The 17,915-nt window shown below is 45.2% G+C and carries 15 protein-coding genes; 12 read left to right on the top strand and 3 right to left on the bottom strand.

The window, feature by feature from the left end; all coding sequences use genetic code 11:
• Positions 1-60: 60 nt before the first annotated feature.
• Positions 61-1,326, bottom strand: a complete 1,266-nt coding sequence (locus AC5ZC7_RS25285) for an erythromycin esterase family protein (protein ID WP_496158282.1) — start codon at positions 1,324-1,326, stop codon at positions 61-63.
• 320 nt (positions 1,327-1,646) lie between these two features.
• On the opposite strand from AC5ZC7_RS25285, the gene AC5ZC7_RS25280 reads away from it, so the two are divergent.
• From AC5ZC7_RS25280 to AC5ZC7_RS25235, 10 genes are all read left to right on the top strand, one after another.
• The gene (locus AC5ZC7_RS25280; RefSeq protein ID WP_496158283.1) at positions 1,647-3,425 is read left to right on the top strand and encodes a phage baseplate assembly protein V; all 1,779 of its coding nucleotides are present in this window, start codon (positions 1,647-1,649) and stop codon (positions 3,423-3,425) included.
• An 18-nt stretch (positions 3,426-3,443) separates the two neighbouring features.
• Positions 3,444-4,943: a zinc metalloprotease gene (locus AC5ZC7_RS25275; RefSeq protein ID WP_496158284.1), complete on the top strand. Its 1,500-nt coding sequence runs from the start codon at positions 3,444-3,446 to the stop codon at positions 4,941-4,943.
• Position 4,944: 1 nt separating this feature from the next.
• Positions 4,945-5,430, top strand: a complete 486-nt coding sequence (locus AC5ZC7_RS25270) for a hypothetical protein (protein WP_496158285.1) — start codon at positions 4,945-4,947, stop codon at positions 5,428-5,430.
• A gap of 4 nt (positions 5,431-5,434) precedes the next feature.
• Complete coding sequence (locus tag AC5ZC7_RS25265; protein WP_496158286.1) at positions 5,435-6,394, top strand: hypothetical protein; 960 nt, start codon at positions 5,435-5,437, stop codon at positions 6,392-6,394.
• A 9-nt stretch (positions 6,395-6,403) separates the two neighbouring features.
• Positions 6,404-6,886, top strand: coding sequence for a PAAR-like protein (locus AC5ZC7_RS25260; protein ID WP_496158287.1), 483 nt, complete (start codon positions 6,404-6,406; stop codon positions 6,884-6,886).
• A 10-nt stretch (positions 6,887-6,896) separates the two neighbouring features.
• Positions 6,897-9,887 carry a hypothetical protein gene (locus AC5ZC7_RS25255; protein ID WP_496158288.1) on the top strand — a complete coding sequence of 997 codons (2,991 nt, stop codon included), beginning with the start codon at positions 6,897-6,899 and terminating at the stop codon, positions 9,885-9,887.
• Positions 9,884-10,840: a hypothetical protein gene (locus tag AC5ZC7_RS25250; RefSeq protein WP_496158289.1), complete on the top strand. Its 957-nt coding sequence runs from the start codon at positions 9,884-9,886 to the stop codon at positions 10,838-10,840. Before AC5ZC7_RS25255 ends, AC5ZC7_RS25250 begins: the two co-directional genes overlap by 4 nt.
• Positions 10,841-11,002: 162 nt before the next feature.
• Positions 11,003-11,482 carry a hypothetical protein gene (locus AC5ZC7_RS25245; RefSeq protein WP_496158290.1) on the top strand — a complete coding sequence of 160 codons (480 nt, stop codon included), beginning with the start codon at positions 11,003-11,005 and terminating at the stop codon, positions 11,480-11,482.
• Between the two features lie 10 nt (positions 11,483-11,492).
• A complete protein-coding gene (locus AC5ZC7_RS25240) occupies positions 11,493-11,837 on the top strand; it encodes a DHCW motif cupin fold protein (RefSeq protein WP_496158291.1) in 345 nt (114 codons plus the stop codon).
• A 387-nt stretch (positions 11,838-12,224) separates the two neighbouring features.
• The gene (locus AC5ZC7_RS25235) at positions 12,225-12,785 is read left to right on the top strand and encodes a sigma-70 family RNA polymerase sigma factor (RefSeq protein WP_496158292.1); all 561 of its coding nucleotides are present in this window, start codon (positions 12,225-12,227) and stop codon (positions 12,783-12,785) included.
• 135 nt (positions 12,786-12,920) lie between these two features.
• On the opposite strand, the gene AC5ZC7_RS25230 is transcribed toward AC5ZC7_RS25235, so the two are convergent.
• On the bottom strand, positions 12,921-13,277 hold the full coding sequence (locus AC5ZC7_RS25230; RefSeq protein ID WP_496158293.1) for a nuclear transport factor 2 family protein: 357 nt from the start codon (positions 13,275-13,277) through the stop codon (positions 12,921-12,923).
• Between the two features lie 58 nt (positions 13,278-13,335).
• On the opposite strand from AC5ZC7_RS25230, the gene AC5ZC7_RS25225 reads away from it, so the two are divergent.
• Positions 13,336-14,139 (top strand): DUF6597 domain-containing transcriptional factor, encoded by an 804-nt coding sequence (locus AC5ZC7_RS25225; RefSeq protein WP_496158294.1) that lies wholly within the window; start codon positions 13,336-13,338, stop codon positions 14,137-14,139.
• An 86-nt stretch (positions 14,140-14,225) separates the two neighbouring features.
• Here AC5ZC7_RS25225 and AC5ZC7_RS25220 read toward each other — a convergent pair whose 3' ends face one another.
• Entirely contained in the window at positions 14,226-14,603 is a 378-nt protein-coding gene (locus tag AC5ZC7_RS25220; RefSeq protein ID WP_496158295.1) for a winged helix-turn-helix transcriptional regulator, read from the bottom strand.
• 192 nt (positions 14,604-14,795) lie between these two features.
• Between AC5ZC7_RS25220 and AC5ZC7_RS25215 the strand changes: the two genes are divergently transcribed.
• Entirely contained in the window at positions 14,796-17,912 is a 3,117-nt protein-coding gene (locus tag AC5ZC7_RS25215) for an efflux RND transporter permease subunit (RefSeq protein ID WP_496158296.1), read from the top strand.
• Positions 17,913-17,915: the final 3 nt, after the last annotated feature.

The raw sequence follows: 17,915 nt of genomic DNA, 5'->3' as shown, positions 1-17,915 counted from the left end.
ATTACTCGTTATTTTATAAAAAGCAACAAGTAGAGGTATAGATGGCTGCCTGCGGGACTATTAGCGGTCTACCGGTGTTACGTTTTTAATGAAGAATAAACCATCTGCCACGTCCGGCCATACCGCTGTTCCAGGTATATAATCCATCAGCATACCCGGTGCAGGCGTACCTTTTAATGATTGATAGTTGGTAAAGCTATACTTGTATCCTGTTTTGGAAAGTGTGGCTTCAATACTGTTAGGGGCCAGCGGTGGAATGGTTTGCAGTTTACCATCATTGAAATCGATGAAGGTACCTGCCGCACCGGTAAACCCGATGGTATAAGCTGCCTTGCCGAAATGTTGATGGACTGTTGTGCCCAGCGGTTTGTAAGTAGAGAAGAAGTTATTTACCGGATCAATCGCTGTTTTGATCCCGGTAGTGCCTTTAGATACATGTACATTATGCGCCCATACAATGATCTTCTTACCAGGGTATACTTTTTCTGCCAGCCAGATAATGTTTTCCGCCATCTGCAGATCCCTTACGGCCATTTCATTGCCGGATACCATTTCCCAGTAGCGCAACGCTTCTGATTCAATGCTACATACCACGCGGTACCAGAAACCACCGGATGCAATGAAATGATTTTCCGGTGTTACATCATCCGGGGATAATGATTTTTTTAAGACAGCCAGTTCCCGGAAGAATATTTTTTTCTCGTCTTCCGTCGGACGATAGGCCCTGGAGGCCATTGTGGCGACTGAGAGTTTTTTGAAAATTTCCCAGTCAGACCCTAACAGGGAAGGATTCCTTTCTTTCAGAAAAAATTCAAAATCAGGAAATAGCAATGTTTTTGCTTTTTCTCCGGAATGCTGACTCTCAAACCCGGTCACCGTCAGCTCATCCGGCTGATGCACTTTCGATTGTATATAGTCAAACAAAGGAAACATTTGTTTACTGCCTGCATACATGTAAAATAAACTACCGGGAATTTCTTTCCTGAAGGGGCTGTTGTGGAGCGTGTTTTCCCAGATGCGGGCCATGTCATAAAAACCGCTTTCAAACGCCAGTACACTGAATCCCAGCTGCTCATGCAGGTATTTAATGAGCCTTGTTTTGGCTAGATAAGTTGATCCTTCGCCATGCGTTTGTTCTCCCAGTAATACAATCCGGGCATCACCAATGGCGGTCTTGATACTTTGAAGGTCAGAAAAATCAGTGTCGGCAGGATCAATAGATCTGATCTCTGCGATATTTTTCGCCGGAATTTTTTGCTGACTGCTACCTGGCAATGCGAGTAACAGGAGGCCGGCCAGTAGCCGGGTTATACGGGTAGGGGACATAGTAGTAATTTTGAGCTTGTAAACTTAATTGTTCATGGGCATATTATTACTACGGCAGAGCTCTTTTGCGTATTAAATGTGATGGGTGGTATTTTTTGTTTTCGTTTGCTAAAAATTCTGCCACTTGTTGTATATTAGTTGCAGATTATTAGGAACCATATCTATCTGCTGTTGAGTGTTCAACCCGTTTATTTCAACAGGCAGCTCCTGAATAATTCCATTTTGAACTAAGGACCCATATCATTTTTCATGCGCCGAAAATGGCCGCTGATAAAGGATATATTGTTTATAACCATATTAAAAACTGTAAAAGCTGCGAAATGTCATTGTATACGCACACCTCATTTTCTATTGGTGATCACCAGTTCACCTCTTTTCATTCCCTGGAACTGCAACAAACTATTAATGGACACCATGCCTTTGAAATTATGATTGGATACGACTGGCTTACCAAATTAGGGAAAGGCCTGTTCAGCGCCAGTAAAGAGTTCCTGGGCAAGGAAATTTCCATCTCCATAAAACCAGTAGAAGCCAATGGCGTATATAAACCGTTAATTTTTAATGGCATTGTAAACGGCATCAGCATGGGCAAAGCCAGCGACGGTACCCATGGTTTTTGTATTATCAAAGGACATAGTGTTACAATGCTATTGGAAGATGATGAACACATTGCTTGTTTCGAACAAAAAACACTGTCGGCCATTGTTTCGGAAGCGCTGAAGGGATGCGGACCTTACGCTAAATCTCCTGCAATAGATCCGGCTACTACCGACGCGCTCAAGTACATTGTACAATACAAAGAAACTACTTATCAGTTTATATCAAGACTCGCTGCCCGCTTCGGGGAATGGTTTTTCTATGATGGAGAGAAAGTAGTGTTCGGCAACTATCGCCCGCAAAAAACAACACTCACACACCAGGTAGACCTGATCGATTTTCATCTCGACCTCACCGTGAAATCCAATAATAGCCGCCTGCATGCGTTTGAGTACCGGCAAAACCAGGTTGTCAGCAATGATACCAACACTGCTGCATCAGGTAACCTCGACGTATACACGAGCCATATGAAAGAAGTGAGCGAAAGGCTCTACAAGAAAACTTCTCTCTATAACCTCCACCAGGCCGTTAGCAGCAGTGCCAAATCAGAACTGGATAAATATACTGCCCTGCAGAAAAAAGGGAGGCTGTCACAAATGGCTGTACTGAAAGGTACCAGCCAGCAAAGCGCCCTGCGCATCGGCGATATTATTTCCGTGAATGAATCAGTGCTGTCACAGGAACATCACGGCGAATTTGTGGTTACACAGCTGGTACATCATTGCACCGAAAACGGATTATATAAAAATACTTTCGAAGCCATTCCCGCCGCAACAGCCATGCCCACCGTCAACGTAGGACTGATACCTCACTGCGAGCCACAGAGCGCCGTTGTTACAGATAATAACGATCCCAAAGGACTGGGCCGCGTACGGGTGAAATTTCAGTGGCAGCAACAAGGCAGTACGCCCTGGTTGCGTATTGTATCGCCACATGGCGGAGCGGATAAAGGGTTTTATTTTATCCCTGAAACAGGCGAAGAGGTGTGGGTGGACTTTGAAGCTGGCAATGCCGAAGCCCCGCTGGTGATGGGAACCGTATATAACGGTAACGCCAAAACGAGTTTCGGCGATGCACAGAATAACCTGAAAGTCATTAAAACCCGCAGTGGTCACATTATCCGCCTCGATGATACGGATGGCGCCGAAAGCATCACCATCACCGATAAAGCCGGTAACATCGTAACATTAGACACCAGCGCACAAAGCATCAATATCAGCGCACCGGAAAATATTACCGTTAACGCGAAAAATATCAGCTTCACCGCAAAGGAAAACATACAGGTGAGCGCCGGGAAAAATATTTCTCAAACAGCTACCAAAGACTTCAGCCTGCTGGCCGCGAATATCAAAGAAGTGGCGGATGATACCCTGCAGCGCACCGCTAAAAGTATTGAGAAAACCGCCGAGAAAGTGAGCATGAACAGTACGAAAGAAAATATTGAAATGCATAGCGCCAAACAAATTGTGAATAAAAGCGGCGATAAAGCAAAAATGTTTTAACTCCTATATGCAGATCACATGGGAAACATCATCTCTGTAGCAAAAACAATTGTAGAACATTCAGAACAATCGGTCACGTACGCCACCAATGGCGATATCAGCCTGAATGCCGCTAACCAGGTGAAGCTGAAAAGCACCGATAAAATCATTTACGATAAATACAAAGCACCCGAACAAAAGGAAAAACAACTCAAACAATTCCTGGTACATGTGAGAAGACCTGCCGACTACAAAGGCGAGTACGGCTTCGACTGGGTCCGGGATGAATATATTTATCCCCTCTTTTTTATAGAGCGGGATAATAACGGCCAATCCTGTATGAGCACACTGCCTTTAGCGGATAATGTAGGCGCTGTGAAAAGCACTTACCTGAAAGATGTGAAGAACCCGGTAAAGCCTTATGGGAAAGACTATTACCCAGCCTGGCTTTCACTCTTCCCACATACCACCGCCGCACAGTTTAAACACGGCTCTTCCATGAACAAAAACGGCGCTCAGCTGGACGTGGAACTGGAGGAAATTGAAGAAGTAATCAACGACGGTACCGAAATTATCTTCGAAAGTAAAAATCCTCACCTCAAAGTAACTCCGCAGAAAATAAGTATGGGTACACTGATAGGCAGCGGTAAGAAAAAGAAGATCCTGCCAGGCGGTGTAAGAGTGATGTATTATACACTGAAAGGCGCCATCAATGTAGTGAATCATGATGCCCCGCTGTCACAGCATGAAGAAATAAAGATTTTCGCAAAGCTTGGTAATAAGAAAACAGAAGTGGGAAAATTGATGGTATACCAGAACAACGAAATTCCAAAAATGGAACTGGTACTGGTGAGAGTAGGCTACCAGGGCACCAGTATGGCTACCATTGAGCAAAAACACGTAAAGGACTTCGAATACCAGTTTAAAAGAAACTCTTTTAACCAGGCACTTATCAGGGCAGAACTGAAGACAGATACTTCTTTCGAAATCAGTACCCTTCCATTCACGGACAATGATGTTACTTTCTGCCTGGATAATATTTACGCCAGAAACCGGCCTTTTTCGTCAGATCAATACCTGCAGGATATTATCCGGCTATACGAAAAATACGGTGCGCATAAGCCTGCCGGTGGCCGCATTGATGCAGATGCCAATAAACGCACCTATATATTCCTGACAGATGCTCCGGCAGGCTCCCTGTTGGGCTTAACTTCCACCGACGGAAATGTAATGAAGGAATTCCAATGGGGAAATGCATATGTGATATTCCTGAACGGACTGAATCACCGGCACACGCTCCTGCATGAAGCTGGCCACTCACTGGGGCTGCAACACACCTTCAGTGCCGGGGACCCGCTGGCGGGACTAACACCACCGCCGTTTACTTTCTTCCAGGGCCATACCGATAATATCATGGATTACACCTGGCAAAAGAATGGCAACCGTAACCCATTTGAAGCAGGAGAGAAAATGTGCTCGTTTTTCAAATGGCAATGGGATATCATGAGGAAGGACAGAAGTTTAATTTCAAATTATTAGTATGGGCAAATATTTGTTTCCCTTTATATTACTATTGCTGGCAAGCGCCTGTGCACCCGCACAAACTACCACCACCAACAATTCCCTGGACTGGGTAAAGTTTGGCGTCATGTCTATGGGCGTACGTGCAAAATATAAAATTACGCCACACACACTGGAACGTACCTGGCTGGACACCAACGGCCCGAAAGTCGATTCTTCGATAGTAAAACAAACGGCTGAACAGTGGCAGCAAAGCCGGTTTATCATTGATTCCATTCCTGCATTGTTATTCACCGCCGGCAACACGGCCAAATGGGGATGCGTATATTGCCACGACCAACCGGCGGTAGTGATAGAGCTGGGGTTTACTAACCGTCCACCACTGTATTACGAAATCGATTCAGATACCAGCGCATTGCCGGTATCCGTCCGGAAATATGTGTATGATGTGCTGGTACAAACCAATCGTTTGATCACAACAAGCACTCACAAAAAGAAGCCATAGCCATATGAATCATTCATCCGTAGCGGCAAATGCTTTCCGCTTTAACCCAATACATCTGAACAGAACTTACGGTGTTACATATACCTTCGATACCCCTGGTGCGCAGCAAACCATCAGCTATGAAATAACGGTATGCTGTATACGAAAACAACTAGGGACACAGTTCCTCTTTGAAATCAATAAAGGACAGGTATATATCAACGATCAGGCGCCGGAAAAGATGATCGATAAGCTGGCCGAAAGCTGTGGTAAGGTGTTGTATCCACTACAGGTAACCGTAAATGAAGCCGGCCAGTTTACAGCGGTGGCCAACCAGGAACAGATAGCTGCCGCCTGGGAAACCGCCAAACCATCAATAACACAATATTTTACCGGCAACGTAACGGACGATATCGTGGAATACATGGACCTCGCCGTTAGCAGCCATGCGCATATTTATCAATCACTTTGCCGCGATTGGTTTATGGCACTCTATTTCTCCAATGTATACCAGGGCAGCGATATCATAGAACGGCCACTCACGGCCAATTTGCCGGTGATGCCCTATACGGCGCCGGTAAGTTTTGCGGTAACGCAAAAACCGGTACAGCATCATACCGACAGTGGCTGTCTGGTGCTTCAGCAAAAAGGGCATTGCAATGACCCCCGCAGTGCAGAAGACCTGCTGCAGGAAAAAGACCTGCCTTTGTCGCAGCAGATGCAGGACATACATACCCCACTGAAAGGAAGCATGGACATCGTTTATAAGTTATACCATAAAGACTATTCGATCAACGCCATTATAGGCCAATGCCAGATGGAATTTGGGGCCGGCCGGGAAAAGAAAATTAGTTTTTCTGTCTATCACCTGCGGGAAAAAGACAAGGCGCCGGCGCCCACTATGCAGGTGGTAATGCCCGATGGAGATGGCGGAGCAGGAGAGAAAAAGAAAAGCTTCTTTTCATCATTATTCAAGCGTGGATAAAATCAGGATATGAGCGAAAAACATTTGGTATGCCAGGGTGCCATCTGCCAGTGCAAGTTTGGCACTACCCCCGATAAACTAAAAGTAAAGAGCCAACAGGTACACTATATCAATGATAAAGATGGTGCAGAAAAGCCGTTGGCTAATACCAAAGATATTGGTCAGCCCTTTGAAGCCAATACTTTCGGCAGTTGCAAGAAAATGAATAATAACCCTTGTAAGCCGGCTATTACCGCCTGGAGCGGGTTTTATGATAAAGTGGTACTACCGGGAGGGAGTAATATTTTATTGGAAGACAGCAAAGGCACCTGTGCCATCGGTGGCAAAGATTGTATCGACATTACTTTCCATGGGCAAACAGCCGACATGACAAAGAAAGATGCAGAAAAAGCTGATAAAGAAGTGCAATCACATCTGAACCCTATGGTGGATGTACAAAAAGCAGAAGAAGATTTATTCCTGATTAAGCTGCCACAGGGGCAGCCATTCTAAAACAACAGCCATGTCTGATAATAAAAAATTAGTTGTTACCATTCCGGCTACCAAAGGAACCGTTGACGCCAAAAGAGCTACTGCCGTATTAAACGAAGCAGGATCCATACGTGCAGAAATGACCACTATCAAGACCATGGTGGAAAAGATCCCGGCGCCAACAAAAATTACAATACCCATGAAGGCGCCGGCAGCGGCCAACAAACCGGCGTATCGCTGGATCTGGTCTATGCTGCGCACCCTCACCTTCAAAAAAGAAGATGTTAATGATGCCCTGAAAGGACCACTCGTATATGCCAACTTCCCTAAAATAGTGGAAGGTGGCGGCCTGGCGTGGATAGAACCCATACTCGGTGAACAGGAGCCCACCAATTCCGCCACACACGGATATTTCGTGGCCGCCAAAGGTAAACCGGCATTCCTCTCTGCCGAATGGCGGGAATATTCTCCCAACAATGATGGCGCCATCATCACCGGCAGCGCCAGGAAATTCAGGCAAAGCGTACAACTGCATATCTATACCCAGGCCATGTATGGCCATGAAATTAAAATATTCCTGATGGACCATGACACCACCTCATCAGATGATGACCTGCCACCATGGGAGCGTACGGACGGAAAAGCCAACATCGAAAAAGGCAAGCAAACCCCGGACGATGCGATCAAACATTTTACGCGCCAGGTGAAAATCACCAAGATACTGAATGATGAAACCACCCGCGGCGCACAACAGGTAACCGACTACGTTTTAAAAGATAAAGACGGTAAGAAAACGGCTAAGATTGCCGCCGCCGGCACCATCACCTATGAGGCCTTTGTACAAAAAGCCATCATCGATGTGTTTATCGACGACCTCTGGAAACCCGGTGCCGGAGAAAGCCTGAAGATATACCCGGTACTGAAAAGCAAGAACGGTAAGATTTCCAAGTCGCTGCAAAAAGCTTTTATCACGGTAACAGAGGATGAAAAAGTAAAAGATTCTCCCCTGATGTATGGCGGTAATAAACCGGTGATAGTGGGAGACATCCCCACCAACTCGCAAAGATTCCAGCCCTGCAAATACGGTATGATCACCGTAGAAAGCAAAGACGACGGCTTGCAAACCATCTTCAATGAAAATATTCTGGACTTCAAGCCATCGGAAAATCTAACATTTAATATCGTTGCCGGCGGAGGCCCCGCCAAAAAAACGATCAAATTAAAGGTGGAAAGCCTGGTGACACATGCAGAGGAATGCACCGCTACTCCCAAACATAAAGATCATGTGATAGACCTGAGCAGCTTCCTGGCAAAAGGATATAAAAAAGAAGATGAAAAGGCGGGCGTAAAGCGGCCGGGAGACAGCGACAGCGCCGCCAAAGGGAAAGTGGAAGTAAAGCTGAATAACTACAAATTTAAACGGGAGACCGGCAGCTCTTTCTCTGGTGTGATTAAATCATCCGATACAGAACTGGAATTTGATGCCGAATATAAATACATGCCCGAGGGCCTCGACAAAGTAGAACTGGCCAAAAGAGTACTGGGCTATATCTGGATTCCGGCGGCCCAGGTAGATCATTTCCCCGTGACCATACAAACCTGCCGCTGGAAACATGTCATCGACTTCGCCATTTACCCCGACATTAAATGGACCGCAGCCCTGGCGTTTAACATGAAGGAAGAAGACTTCAAACAGCTGAAGGAAAAGTTTGCCAACGATAACAAAGGGAAAGGGATCACCGGTAAAATGCAGCGCTTTGTGCTGAACAGGATGGAGAGTGTGGAAAAGATAGGAGATAAGGTGAAAGACAAATACAGCAAACCCACTCCTGTACTGGATCATTATAACGAAACCAATGCCCGCGAAATTGGGCAGATGATGGCGCTGCCCGAAAGTAAAGACGCGCCGCCGGCAGATGTAAAAACAAACGGGAAATTCGCTGAATTGCTGGAAGTGCTCCGTAAGTTCCAGTTTTCCATCAAAGTGGAATGGAATAACGATAAGGAGAGCATAGAACCCATCCAGGAGTTGGTGCAGAAGTACTGCGGCATGATCAGGAAGGTATGGGAACTGGCTCAGGGAGCGAAAGATATATTGGAGGGGAAATATACTGCGAAAGCAGATGTAGAAGGAGATGGAAAAGATCCTGATGCCTTCATTAATAAGAATAAGGCTAGTACCGATAAGAATATACAGGGGCTGATCAGTAAGATGCAACGTAAGCCGGTGGATTATGAACTGCAGTTCCCGAAAGTGGGGCTGGCTGCATCCTGGTATTATGAAACCATGCCGCCGGTGGATAAATCGTCGGAGCAGTGGGGAGCCGGAAAAACAGTGCTGATAAAGCTGGAGGCAAAACCGCTGATTGGATTGGAAGTTAAATGGGATTTCCTGGAATTACTTTGCCGCCGTCATCCACTCGCCTACGCGATCCTGAAAACAGTGGATGCTTTATTGTACCTACTGGCAGACGATGAAAGTAAGGTGGTGCTGAATGTGTCGATTATCGGTAAGATAGATATGGAGGCCACATTCAAACATAATACCATAGGAGGTAATGTGTTTACGAGAGAGGCTGGCCACTCCGATAAAAAAGAAGAGCTGATTAAAGGTGGGGCATTTATTTCAGTGAAAGTGGAGTGTAAACTGAACCTGGCAAAAACGGTTACCTTCCTGAAAACCAAAGTAGTAGTGTCATTCGGAATGGGGCTGGAAGGCTCATCCGGCCTGGGGCTGCAGGGTATCTTTGGCTCCGATGAAAATGGGCTTTACCTCGGCCTGGATCTTGTTTTTGAAGGCATAAAAATTGAGGGAATGGTGGAAGGAAAAATAAATGTTTCGGAAAAAGCAAGGGAGAAGAAAAAGAAGGATGCTGCGCCAACACCGGAAGTAGCGGGGAAACCAGCGAAGTATAATTCAATATTTGATTATAATCCGAAGGCTTCTTTTGAAATTGGAATTGACGAGAAAAGGTTATCATTGCCCAAGTTATACTTAACCAAAAAAGAATCGGACGGATGAGAAAATCGATAATAGCCGTTGTTTTTATTTTGATGGCTACACTGCAAAGTTGTGGTCAGGGATCAAATGCCAAAAAAGAAAACATGAATCAGAACATCAAGGAAAAATACCTGAACAGTTATAAGTTAATTAAAAAATATGACTACAATCCCCGGTTCCTGCTGGATTTTGAGAGTTATAACTGTACATACGAAATACTGGTAAATGATATGCCTGCGCTGGTAAGTTTTACAAGCGGAAACCAGGGTGGAGCAATTGTGCCTGTTTCTTCCAATGTACTAAAAAGCGGTAAACAGGATATTACTATCCGGGTGTATCCACGGATGGACGATAACGACAAAATGGACACCTTCCTGCTAGCGCACAACTGTGGCCTGAATATTAAAATTAAAGTAGGAGATTATGACAAAGAAAAGCAACAGGAGTATAAGCAGCTTTTTCAGTATAAAATGCCGGAAGTACAAATTGGTAATATTCCCTATGTAGAATTCAAAGGCAACTTTGAGGCTACTGTGCCTTACCAGCTGAAGGGCTGGAGCCAGAGTCAGGACCTGAGAAAGGAAAATAAGGAACAGCTGACCAAAGAAGTAGTGGCATTTTATCAGCATTACCGCGAGCTGCTGGCGAAGGGGGATATGGATGCTATTGCAGGCCTGCTCTACAACCGGGAGGTAGAAATAGAACAGGCATTCTTTTTCAATAAACCAGCTGATGCAGAAGATACCTGGAAACGGTTTGATGAGATCCGGAATTACCACCTGGAGATGGAGCCGCTGGAACATTATGAACTCAGATTTTATGGAGATGGAAAGGCAGTGGGGCTGGTGCGTACCGATGATGAATTAAGAGGAGAATCGGCTATGGTGGGTACATCTTCGGATGGTAAATACAGAATTTATAATCTGATACTACATAAGCCGGCCGGTAGTAACCAGTTGCAGGTAATACGATAAATCATTTTTTTACTGGCAGGCCGGTATCCATGCGGGTACCGGCCTTTTGTTTGACGGGTTGTATTTTAAAATCAAAATGTTTTGAGTAACGTTGTACTCCGGCCTGATGAAAGTGTGTAGCATCCAGGCAACTCTCTTTATTGGATTTAAATACTCACTGATATGAATCTACGTTCAATGGCTGTCACTGGAATGATAGCATTTGCCCTTGCCTCCTGCGGAGAGAAAAAAGTAGGGGAAGCTCCTGCTGCCGCCACCTCACCAATAACCGGTACCTGGAAGTTAGCCTACAGTAAGTTGATTAAAAACGGAGATACCTCCACCACGTACCCGGTGCCGGGAAAGTCTGAAGAAATGATTAAGATGTTCAATGGTTCTCACTTTGCTTTCTTCAAACATGATTTAACTAAGGGAAAAGATACGGCTAACGTTGCCTATGGCTCCGGTGCCGGCACTTATACCCTGGTGGGCGACAAGTATGAAGAGCATCTGCAGTATTGTACCTACCGGGATTGGGAGGACAAACACTTTTCATTCACGCTTACTTTACAGCATGATACCCTGATACAAAAGGGGATAGAGAAAATTGAAAGCCTGAATGTAAACCATGAAATAGTAGAAGCGTATATCCGTTTACGTTAAATTTTTTTATATGAGCACAGCTATTCCTTTCCAGGCGATCGACTGGTCTGGTATTCCGGTTACTATTCACCCGGGTGAAAGTGGTACTGCCCGTTGGCAAACGTTGCAGTTTCCCGGTCTGAGAATAAGGATAGTAGAGTATTCACCTGGTTACCTGGCAGATCATTGGTGTCAGAAAGGCCATATTGTTCATTGTTTGCAGGGTGCTTTTGTGAGTGAACTGGAAAATGGAGAAAGTGTGGAGTTATCGGCAGGTATGAGCTATGTGGTATCGGACAATTTAAGTTCGCATCGTTCCCTGTCGGCAGTGGGCGTAAAGTTATTAATAGTGGATGGCGACTTTTTAAAGCCATAAGCGTTTTAAATACATAAGAAGCGGAGATAGGTAGGTGTGCTACTCATCTCCGCTTTTTTTATTTGATGTCATTTCGGGGCCTTAAAAAGGCCCTTTTTTAATGTAACCAATTGGTTACATTAACTCCCTTTTGTTAATAAGCGTATTGTTGTCCTTAATAGCCACCACGGCTAATCTTCATACTTTTTAAACATTTCTGCTTAACAAATGCTTAACCAGTTTTAATGTTTTATAGCATTACTTTTAAGTTAAGTTTTAAAAAGGGGATGCAAATAAACCAATTTCAACCTAAGTGTTAAACCAGTAGAAAAGCAATTTTCTAACACGTACAACTAAAAAATGTGTAATTAATTTTTCCTAAACCAATCTCTCAAAAAGGAAACGAGAATGCAACAAAACAACCAGGATGCAGTCCTTTTGGAACTGCTAAAGGATGGTAGTGCCGAAGCTTTTACCACCGTGTACAACAAGTATTACCGTATTTTGATGACGCTGGCCGTAGACATGCTGAAAGATGAGGACAAGGCGGAAGACCTTATCCAGGAGTTTTTCATCGATTTCTGGCAGAAGAAATCCTTCCTTAGAATTGATGTAAATTATCAGAACCGGGACAGGGCTTCTATTATGAAGTGCTACCTGTATGCCAGCGTGCGTAATCGCTGTCTGAACAAAATTACCCGTGAAAAGAAGTTTACCAGTGTTATTCCGGATGAAGCCTTTCTGCCTAATGACCCACTGGAGAGCAAAGAGATCTATTTCCAGGTGAATACCGCCCTGAAAAGGAAAGTACCGCCTAAATCCTCTACCGCTTTCCGTTTGAGACATTATGACCAGAAAAGCCATAAGGAAATAGCGGAAGAAATGAATACCAGCATCCAAACAGTAAAGAACCAGATCGGAACTGCCGTGAAAATTTTACGCGGTTATTTTAGTCCAGCCCACCTGTAAACCTCTCATAGCATTTGTTAATAGCTTGTACCTTGTTGCTGAACGCCTTTAACCGGGCATAGGACTTCCCATGTCTGTATTTATTTGTATCCAGGCCCCCGGCAGACCCGGATACAAATAAACAGGACTACACCATTAAAATTTTAAGGAGTATAAATGCTGCTCCTTAGTAATCTTGCCGTCTTCCCAATGCGCGACGGAGATTTGCCGGTAATCTACCGCGCCAATCCTGCTATTGGTAAACCGGTAATGCCATTGTGCCGCCGAGTAACCTTCTGCTACCAGGCTGTTTTCAAGTACTATTTTCATATCAGTGGTACGATCCAGGAAGCCCGTCACCGCCTCGTGTAGCGCTGTCAGCCCAACTATCGGCGGACCATCATTATCTGCTGACGATATGTTATTGGCATAATAGGCGTCCAATGCCTCCAGAAACTTACCTCGTTCAATTAGTTCGTAAAAGCCAGCTACCTTTGCTTTGAAGTTGTCCATACTTTTTTTGTCAAATTTCTTGTATTAGAATTTGGCGGTATTGTAAAAACACGACAATATGCCCTCATTTGAAAAAAAATCAACAGCAGCCACCGGTATCCTGCACCACAATAAGAGAACACCCTTTTTCCAGCTAAACAGGTATTTCCCGGATCCGCTGTTAGCTGATTTTATAGAACACTTCTGGGTTGTGGAATGGTCGCTGCAGGAAGGATATACACACATACAGGAGGTATTACCTTCCCTGTCGGTATTACTGACATTTGAAGGAGAAGAAGCGCGGGTATATGGTGTTAGAAAGCAACGCTTTATTCAACATATCTCTGGTACCGGTAGTGTAGTAGGAGTGAGGTTTAAGCCGGGAGGCTTTTATCCTTTTCTGTTACAACCCCTGCAAACGATGGCTGGTGAGGAAAGAGAGGCATATAGCTTATTAGGGATTCCTACACCACAGATCACCATTGTACCATTTAGTGACCATGGTCCCGCACTCGAAGCTATTACAACCCTGCTGCATCAGCTTCTTCCGAAAACAACCAGCCAAATGCAGTTGGTACAACAAATTTGTACGGAAGCCCTGAACAATAGAAACATCATCTCCGCCACGGAGCTGGCCCATCGTTTTCATCTTTCTATCCGTACGCTCGAACGATTATTCAGTAAGTATGTGGGCGTCAACCCTAAATGGGGCATTAAAATTTTCAGGTTTCATGAGGTAGTAGAACGTATTGCTGATAACCAGGAAATGAACTGGGCGCAATTGGCCACCGATCTGGGATATTTTGACCAGGCCCATTTTATCAAAGACTTCCGGGCAATGATAGGCAAAACACCACAGGAATACGCGGAGAACCTTCACTAGCAGTTCATAAAAAAAAACGGGACGCACTGCGTCCTGTTTTGCTGGTAAAATTATTTTCGTGGCGCTTTTATTTATAAGAAACGATATCAATTGTTTTTGGTGCAACCATTCTCATCCCGCCGGCAGCCCTGCTCATCATAGTGTGCGTCGGAATAATCATTCCCCCATTTATTCATGATGGCAACAACTTCTATCAGCCGACTGCCCCATTCGGTCAGGTGGTATTCCACGCGGAGCGGCACTTCTGCATATATTTTCTTATACACAATATTGGTTTCTTCCATTTCCCTCAATTGCTGACTCAGCACCCGTAGAGTAGAACCCGGGATGGCCCGCCACATTTCACTCGGCCGATGGATACCCAGCTGGATGCAGTCGAGTAAACAAGGCTTCCACTTGCCACCCAATGCTTTGATGGTAATATTTACACCGTATTCAATTTCGGGGAGCTTTTTAACATACATACAGTACCATTTTTATGATCCAAATATATTTCATTTCCCGGAAGCCGCCAGCAGCACATAGTGATAAATTTATCAGCCAGGGATTCTTTCCTCCTGTATTGTTTACCCTGCCTATTAAATAGACATTTGTTCTACGAAACAATAACAATTACACACGGAGCGGCCGCCCGGTATTGATAAACAGCACAATGTATGATGAAACGAATAATTGACCGTCCAGTCACGGCCACTGTGGTATCTATTATCCTGGTAATACTGGGACTATTAGCCCTGAAAGGGTTGCCTATGGAAACATTCCCTGATGTAGCGCCTCCTTCTGTGGTAGTCACCGCCAGGTATCCCGGCGCCAACGCCGAAACCATCGCACGTGCCATTGCTACTCCGCTGGAGCAGGCGGTGAATGGAGTGGAAAACATGACCTATATGTCGTCCTCCTCCGCTAATGATGGCACGTTAACGCTGACCGTCTTCTTTAAACAAGGCACCAATGCCGATCAGGCAGCCGTAAATGTGCAAAACCGCGTAGCACAGGCCATGAGCCAGTTACCCAAAGAAGCTGTGCAAGCCGGAGTGATTACCGCTAAACAACAAAACGGTATGATCATGTACATGGACCTGTATGCAATAGACAGCCGCTATGATGGAGAATTTATTAATAACTACGCATTGATCAACGTGATCCCAAAAATACAAAGGATATCAGGCGTAGGTAAAGTGGCTTTATATGGCAGCAAGGACTATGCTATGCGTATCTGGCTGAATCCTGCACAGCTGGCGGCTTACCAGCTTACGCCAGACGAAGTCATCACCGCTATCAATCACCAGAACCTGGAGGCCGCACCCGGCCGACTGGGAGAAGGCAGCGAGTCTTCCTTTGAATACACTATCAAATATAAAGGCAAGCTGAATAAGGAAGTGGACTACGAAAATATTGTGATCCGCGCCGATGCTAAGGGAAGAGTGATGCGCCTGAAAGATATTGCCCGCATTGAACTGGGATCGCTCGATCACGTATATGCGTCTGCGGTAAGCACCAATGGAAAGGCAGACGTAGGACTATTTATTTACCAGGTGCCCGGATCCAATGCCAACGAAATACAAACTGCTATTTACGAACTGATGAAACAACAGTCGAAATCGTTTCCCAGTGGCATAAAATATAACCTGAGCTACAGCACCAAAGACTTCCTCGATGAAGCCATAGAACAGGTAACTCATACCCTGGTGGAAGCGTTTATACTGGTATTTGTGGTGGTATTTATTTTTCTCCAGGACTGGCGCTCTACGTTGATTCCTGCGCTGGCCGTACCAGTATCCATTATCGGTACCTTCTTTTTCATGCAGTTGTTTGGCATCACTATCAATTTACTCACCTTATTTGCATTGGTGTTGGCCATTGGTATTGTGGTAGATGATGCCGTGGTTGTAGTGGAAGCGGTACATAGTAAGCTGGGCCAGGGAATGACGCCACGAACAGCCACGGTTACAGCTATGAGCGAAATTACTGGCGCCATCTTTTCGATTACCCTGGTAATGGCCGCGGTGTTTTTACCAATCGGCCTCACGGATGGTCCGGTCGGTGTGTTTTACCGGCAGTTTGCTTTCACACTGGCTATTGCCATTGTTCTTTCTGCGGTGAATGCGTTGACACTGAGTCCTGCGTTATCTGCAATTTTGTTGAAAGAAACACATCCGGGAGAGCAGCAGCGAGGTCGTCGCTTTTTTGAATTGTTCAATGCTGGTTTTACTGCTACTACCCATAAATACGCCAAAGCCACACACTTCCTGATACAGAAAAAATGGTGGGCCTTCGGTGGATTGGCACTGATAATTGCGGCTACCTTTTTCCTGACGCAAAACACGTCTAAAGGCTTTATTCCTACAGAAGATCAGCGTAACCTGATATCTACTGTAAGTCTCCCGCCAGGCGCCGGTTACATGCGGACGAAAAAATTACTCGATAGCGTGGAAAGTGCAGTGAGTAAAATAGCGGCCGTTGATTTCACGGTAGTGGTAGTAGGAGAGAACCTCATGTCTGCCACGGTTTCCTCTTCGTATGGATCATTGTATACTGTGCTGAAAGCGAAGAAAGAGAGAGGTGATTTTTCAGATATTAACCAGATCGCAGATTCTATTAACCGGATTTTTGCCGCTTTCCCGGAAGGCTATGCCTTTACTTTTACCATGCCAACCGTACCTGGATTTGGCGCAATAGATGGATTGGATGTAGTGCTGAAAGATAACACCAGTGGCAATATCAATAAACTGGCGAAACAGGCAGACGAATTTATTGCCAGCCTCCTGGCCCGTAAAGAAATTGGCGGCGCATATACTTCTTTCAGCGCCAACTATCCACAGTATCAGCTGGAAGTAGATGATGTGAAAGCCAAACAATTTGGCGTAGAAGTAAGCGACGTGTTAAATACTATGCAGGCTTATTATGGCAGTGTATATGCCTCTGATTTTAATCGCTTTGGTAAATATTACCGCGTGGTAGTACAGGCAGATATTCCTTTTCGTAAAGATGAAAGCAGCCTGGATTATATACATGTTAAGAACGCCTATGGCGAAATGGTGCCCGTGAAATCTGTTGCCCGTCTGCAACGTGTATTCGGTCCCGAAGTGATCAATCACCTCAACCAGGCCAATGCAATTACCATCAGTGTGCAGGCCAATAAAGGATTTTCTTCCGGAGATGCCATGAAAGCGGTAAACGAAGTAGCGGCATTGCTGCCGGTTGATTTCTCACATGAATATATTGGCCTGGCACGGGAAGAGCAGGCATCTGGTTCCCAAACGGTTTTTATATTCGGTTTATGTATTGTGTTTGTTTATTTCCTGTTGTCTGCACAGTATGAAAGTTATATTCTGCCACTTGCGGTGATGTTGTCGCTCCCTACCGGGATGTTGGGGGTATTTGTATTTATCCGGATGATGGATGTAACCAATAATATTTATGTGCAGATAGGGCTGATTATGCTGATTGGGTTACTCGCAAAAAATGCCATCCTCATTGTTGAATTTGCCGTTCAACGCCGGCGTGCAGGCAAATCGCTGGTGGAAGCAGCGTTGGAGGCCGCCACACTTCGGTTGCGCCCTATCCTGATGACGTCCCTGGCATTCATCGCAGGGTTGCTGCCCCTGTTGTTTGCCAAAGGGGCTTCCGAGCAGGGAAATCGTGCTATTGCCTCGGGCGCCGTAGGAGGAATGTTGTTTGGGGTGATACTGGGCCTGTTTATTATCCCGGTGCTGTTTGTAGTATTTCAGGGATTGCATGAAAAATTCTTCGGAACAGCAACAAAGCGGTAAAGG

This window comes from Chitinophaga sp. 9-1-y, from assembly GCF_059511905.2.
The sequence above is the reverse complement of the archived record's forward strand: the minus strand, read 5'-3'. Positions and strand labels throughout refer to the sequence as shown.

Excerpts from the sequence above, each read along its gene's own strand:
- AC5ZC7_RS25225 (WP_496158294.1), top strand. The coding sequence starts at position 13,336 with ATGCCCTCATTTGAAAAAAAATCAACAGCAGCCACCGGTATCCTGCAC.
- AC5ZC7_RS25235 (WP_496158292.1), top strand. The coding sequence starts at position 12,225 with ATGCAACAAAACAACCAGGATGCAGTCCTTTTGGAACTGCTAAAGGAT.
- AC5ZC7_RS25260 (WP_496158287.1), top strand. The coding sequence starts at position 6,404 with ATGAGCGAAAAACATTTGGTATGCCAGGGTGCCATCTGCCAGTGCAAG.
- AC5ZC7_RS25240 (WP_496158291.1), top strand. The coding sequence starts at position 11,493 with ATGAGCACAGCTATTCCTTTCCAGGCGATCGACTGGTCTGGTATTCCG.
- AC5ZC7_RS25230 (WP_496158293.1), bottom strand. The coding sequence starts at position 13,277 with ATGGACAACTTCAAAGCAAAGGTAGCTGGCTTTTACGAACTAATTGAA.
- AC5ZC7_RS25270 (WP_496158285.1), top strand. The coding sequence starts at position 4,945 with ATGGGCAAATATTTGTTTCCCTTTATATTACTATTGCTGGCAAGCGCC.
- AC5ZC7_RS25280 (WP_496158283.1), top strand. The coding sequence starts at position 1,647 with ATGTCATTGTATACGCACACCTCATTTTCTATTGGTGATCACCAGTTC.
- AC5ZC7_RS25245 (WP_496158290.1), top strand. The coding sequence starts at position 11,003 with ATGAATCTACGTTCAATGGCTGTCACTGGAATGATAGCATTTGCCCTT.
- AC5ZC7_RS25265 (WP_496158286.1), top strand. The coding sequence starts at position 5,435 with ATGAATCATTCATCCGTAGCGGCAAATGCTTTCCGCTTTAACCCAATA.
- AC5ZC7_RS25255 (WP_496158288.1), top strand. The coding sequence starts at position 6,897 with ATGTCTGATAATAAAAAATTAGTTGTTACCATTCCGGCTACCAAAGGA.
- AC5ZC7_RS25215 (WP_496158296.1), top strand. The coding sequence starts at position 14,796 with ATGATGAAACGAATAATTGACCGTCCAGTCACGGCCACTGTGGTATCT.
- AC5ZC7_RS25220 (WP_496158295.1), bottom strand. The coding sequence starts at position 14,603 with ATGTATGTTAAAAAGCTCCCCGAAATTGAATACGGTGTAAATATTACC.
- AC5ZC7_RS25285 (WP_496158282.1), bottom strand. The coding sequence starts at position 1,326 with ATGTCCCCTACCCGTATAACCCGGCTACTGGCCGGCCTCCTGTTACTC.
- AC5ZC7_RS25275 (WP_496158284.1), top strand. The coding sequence starts at position 3,444 with ATGGGAAACATCATCTCTGTAGCAAAAACAATTGTAGAACATTCAGAA.
- AC5ZC7_RS25250 (WP_496158289.1), top strand. The coding sequence starts at position 9,884 with ATGAGAAAATCGATAATAGCCGTTGTTTTTATTTTGATGGCTACACTG.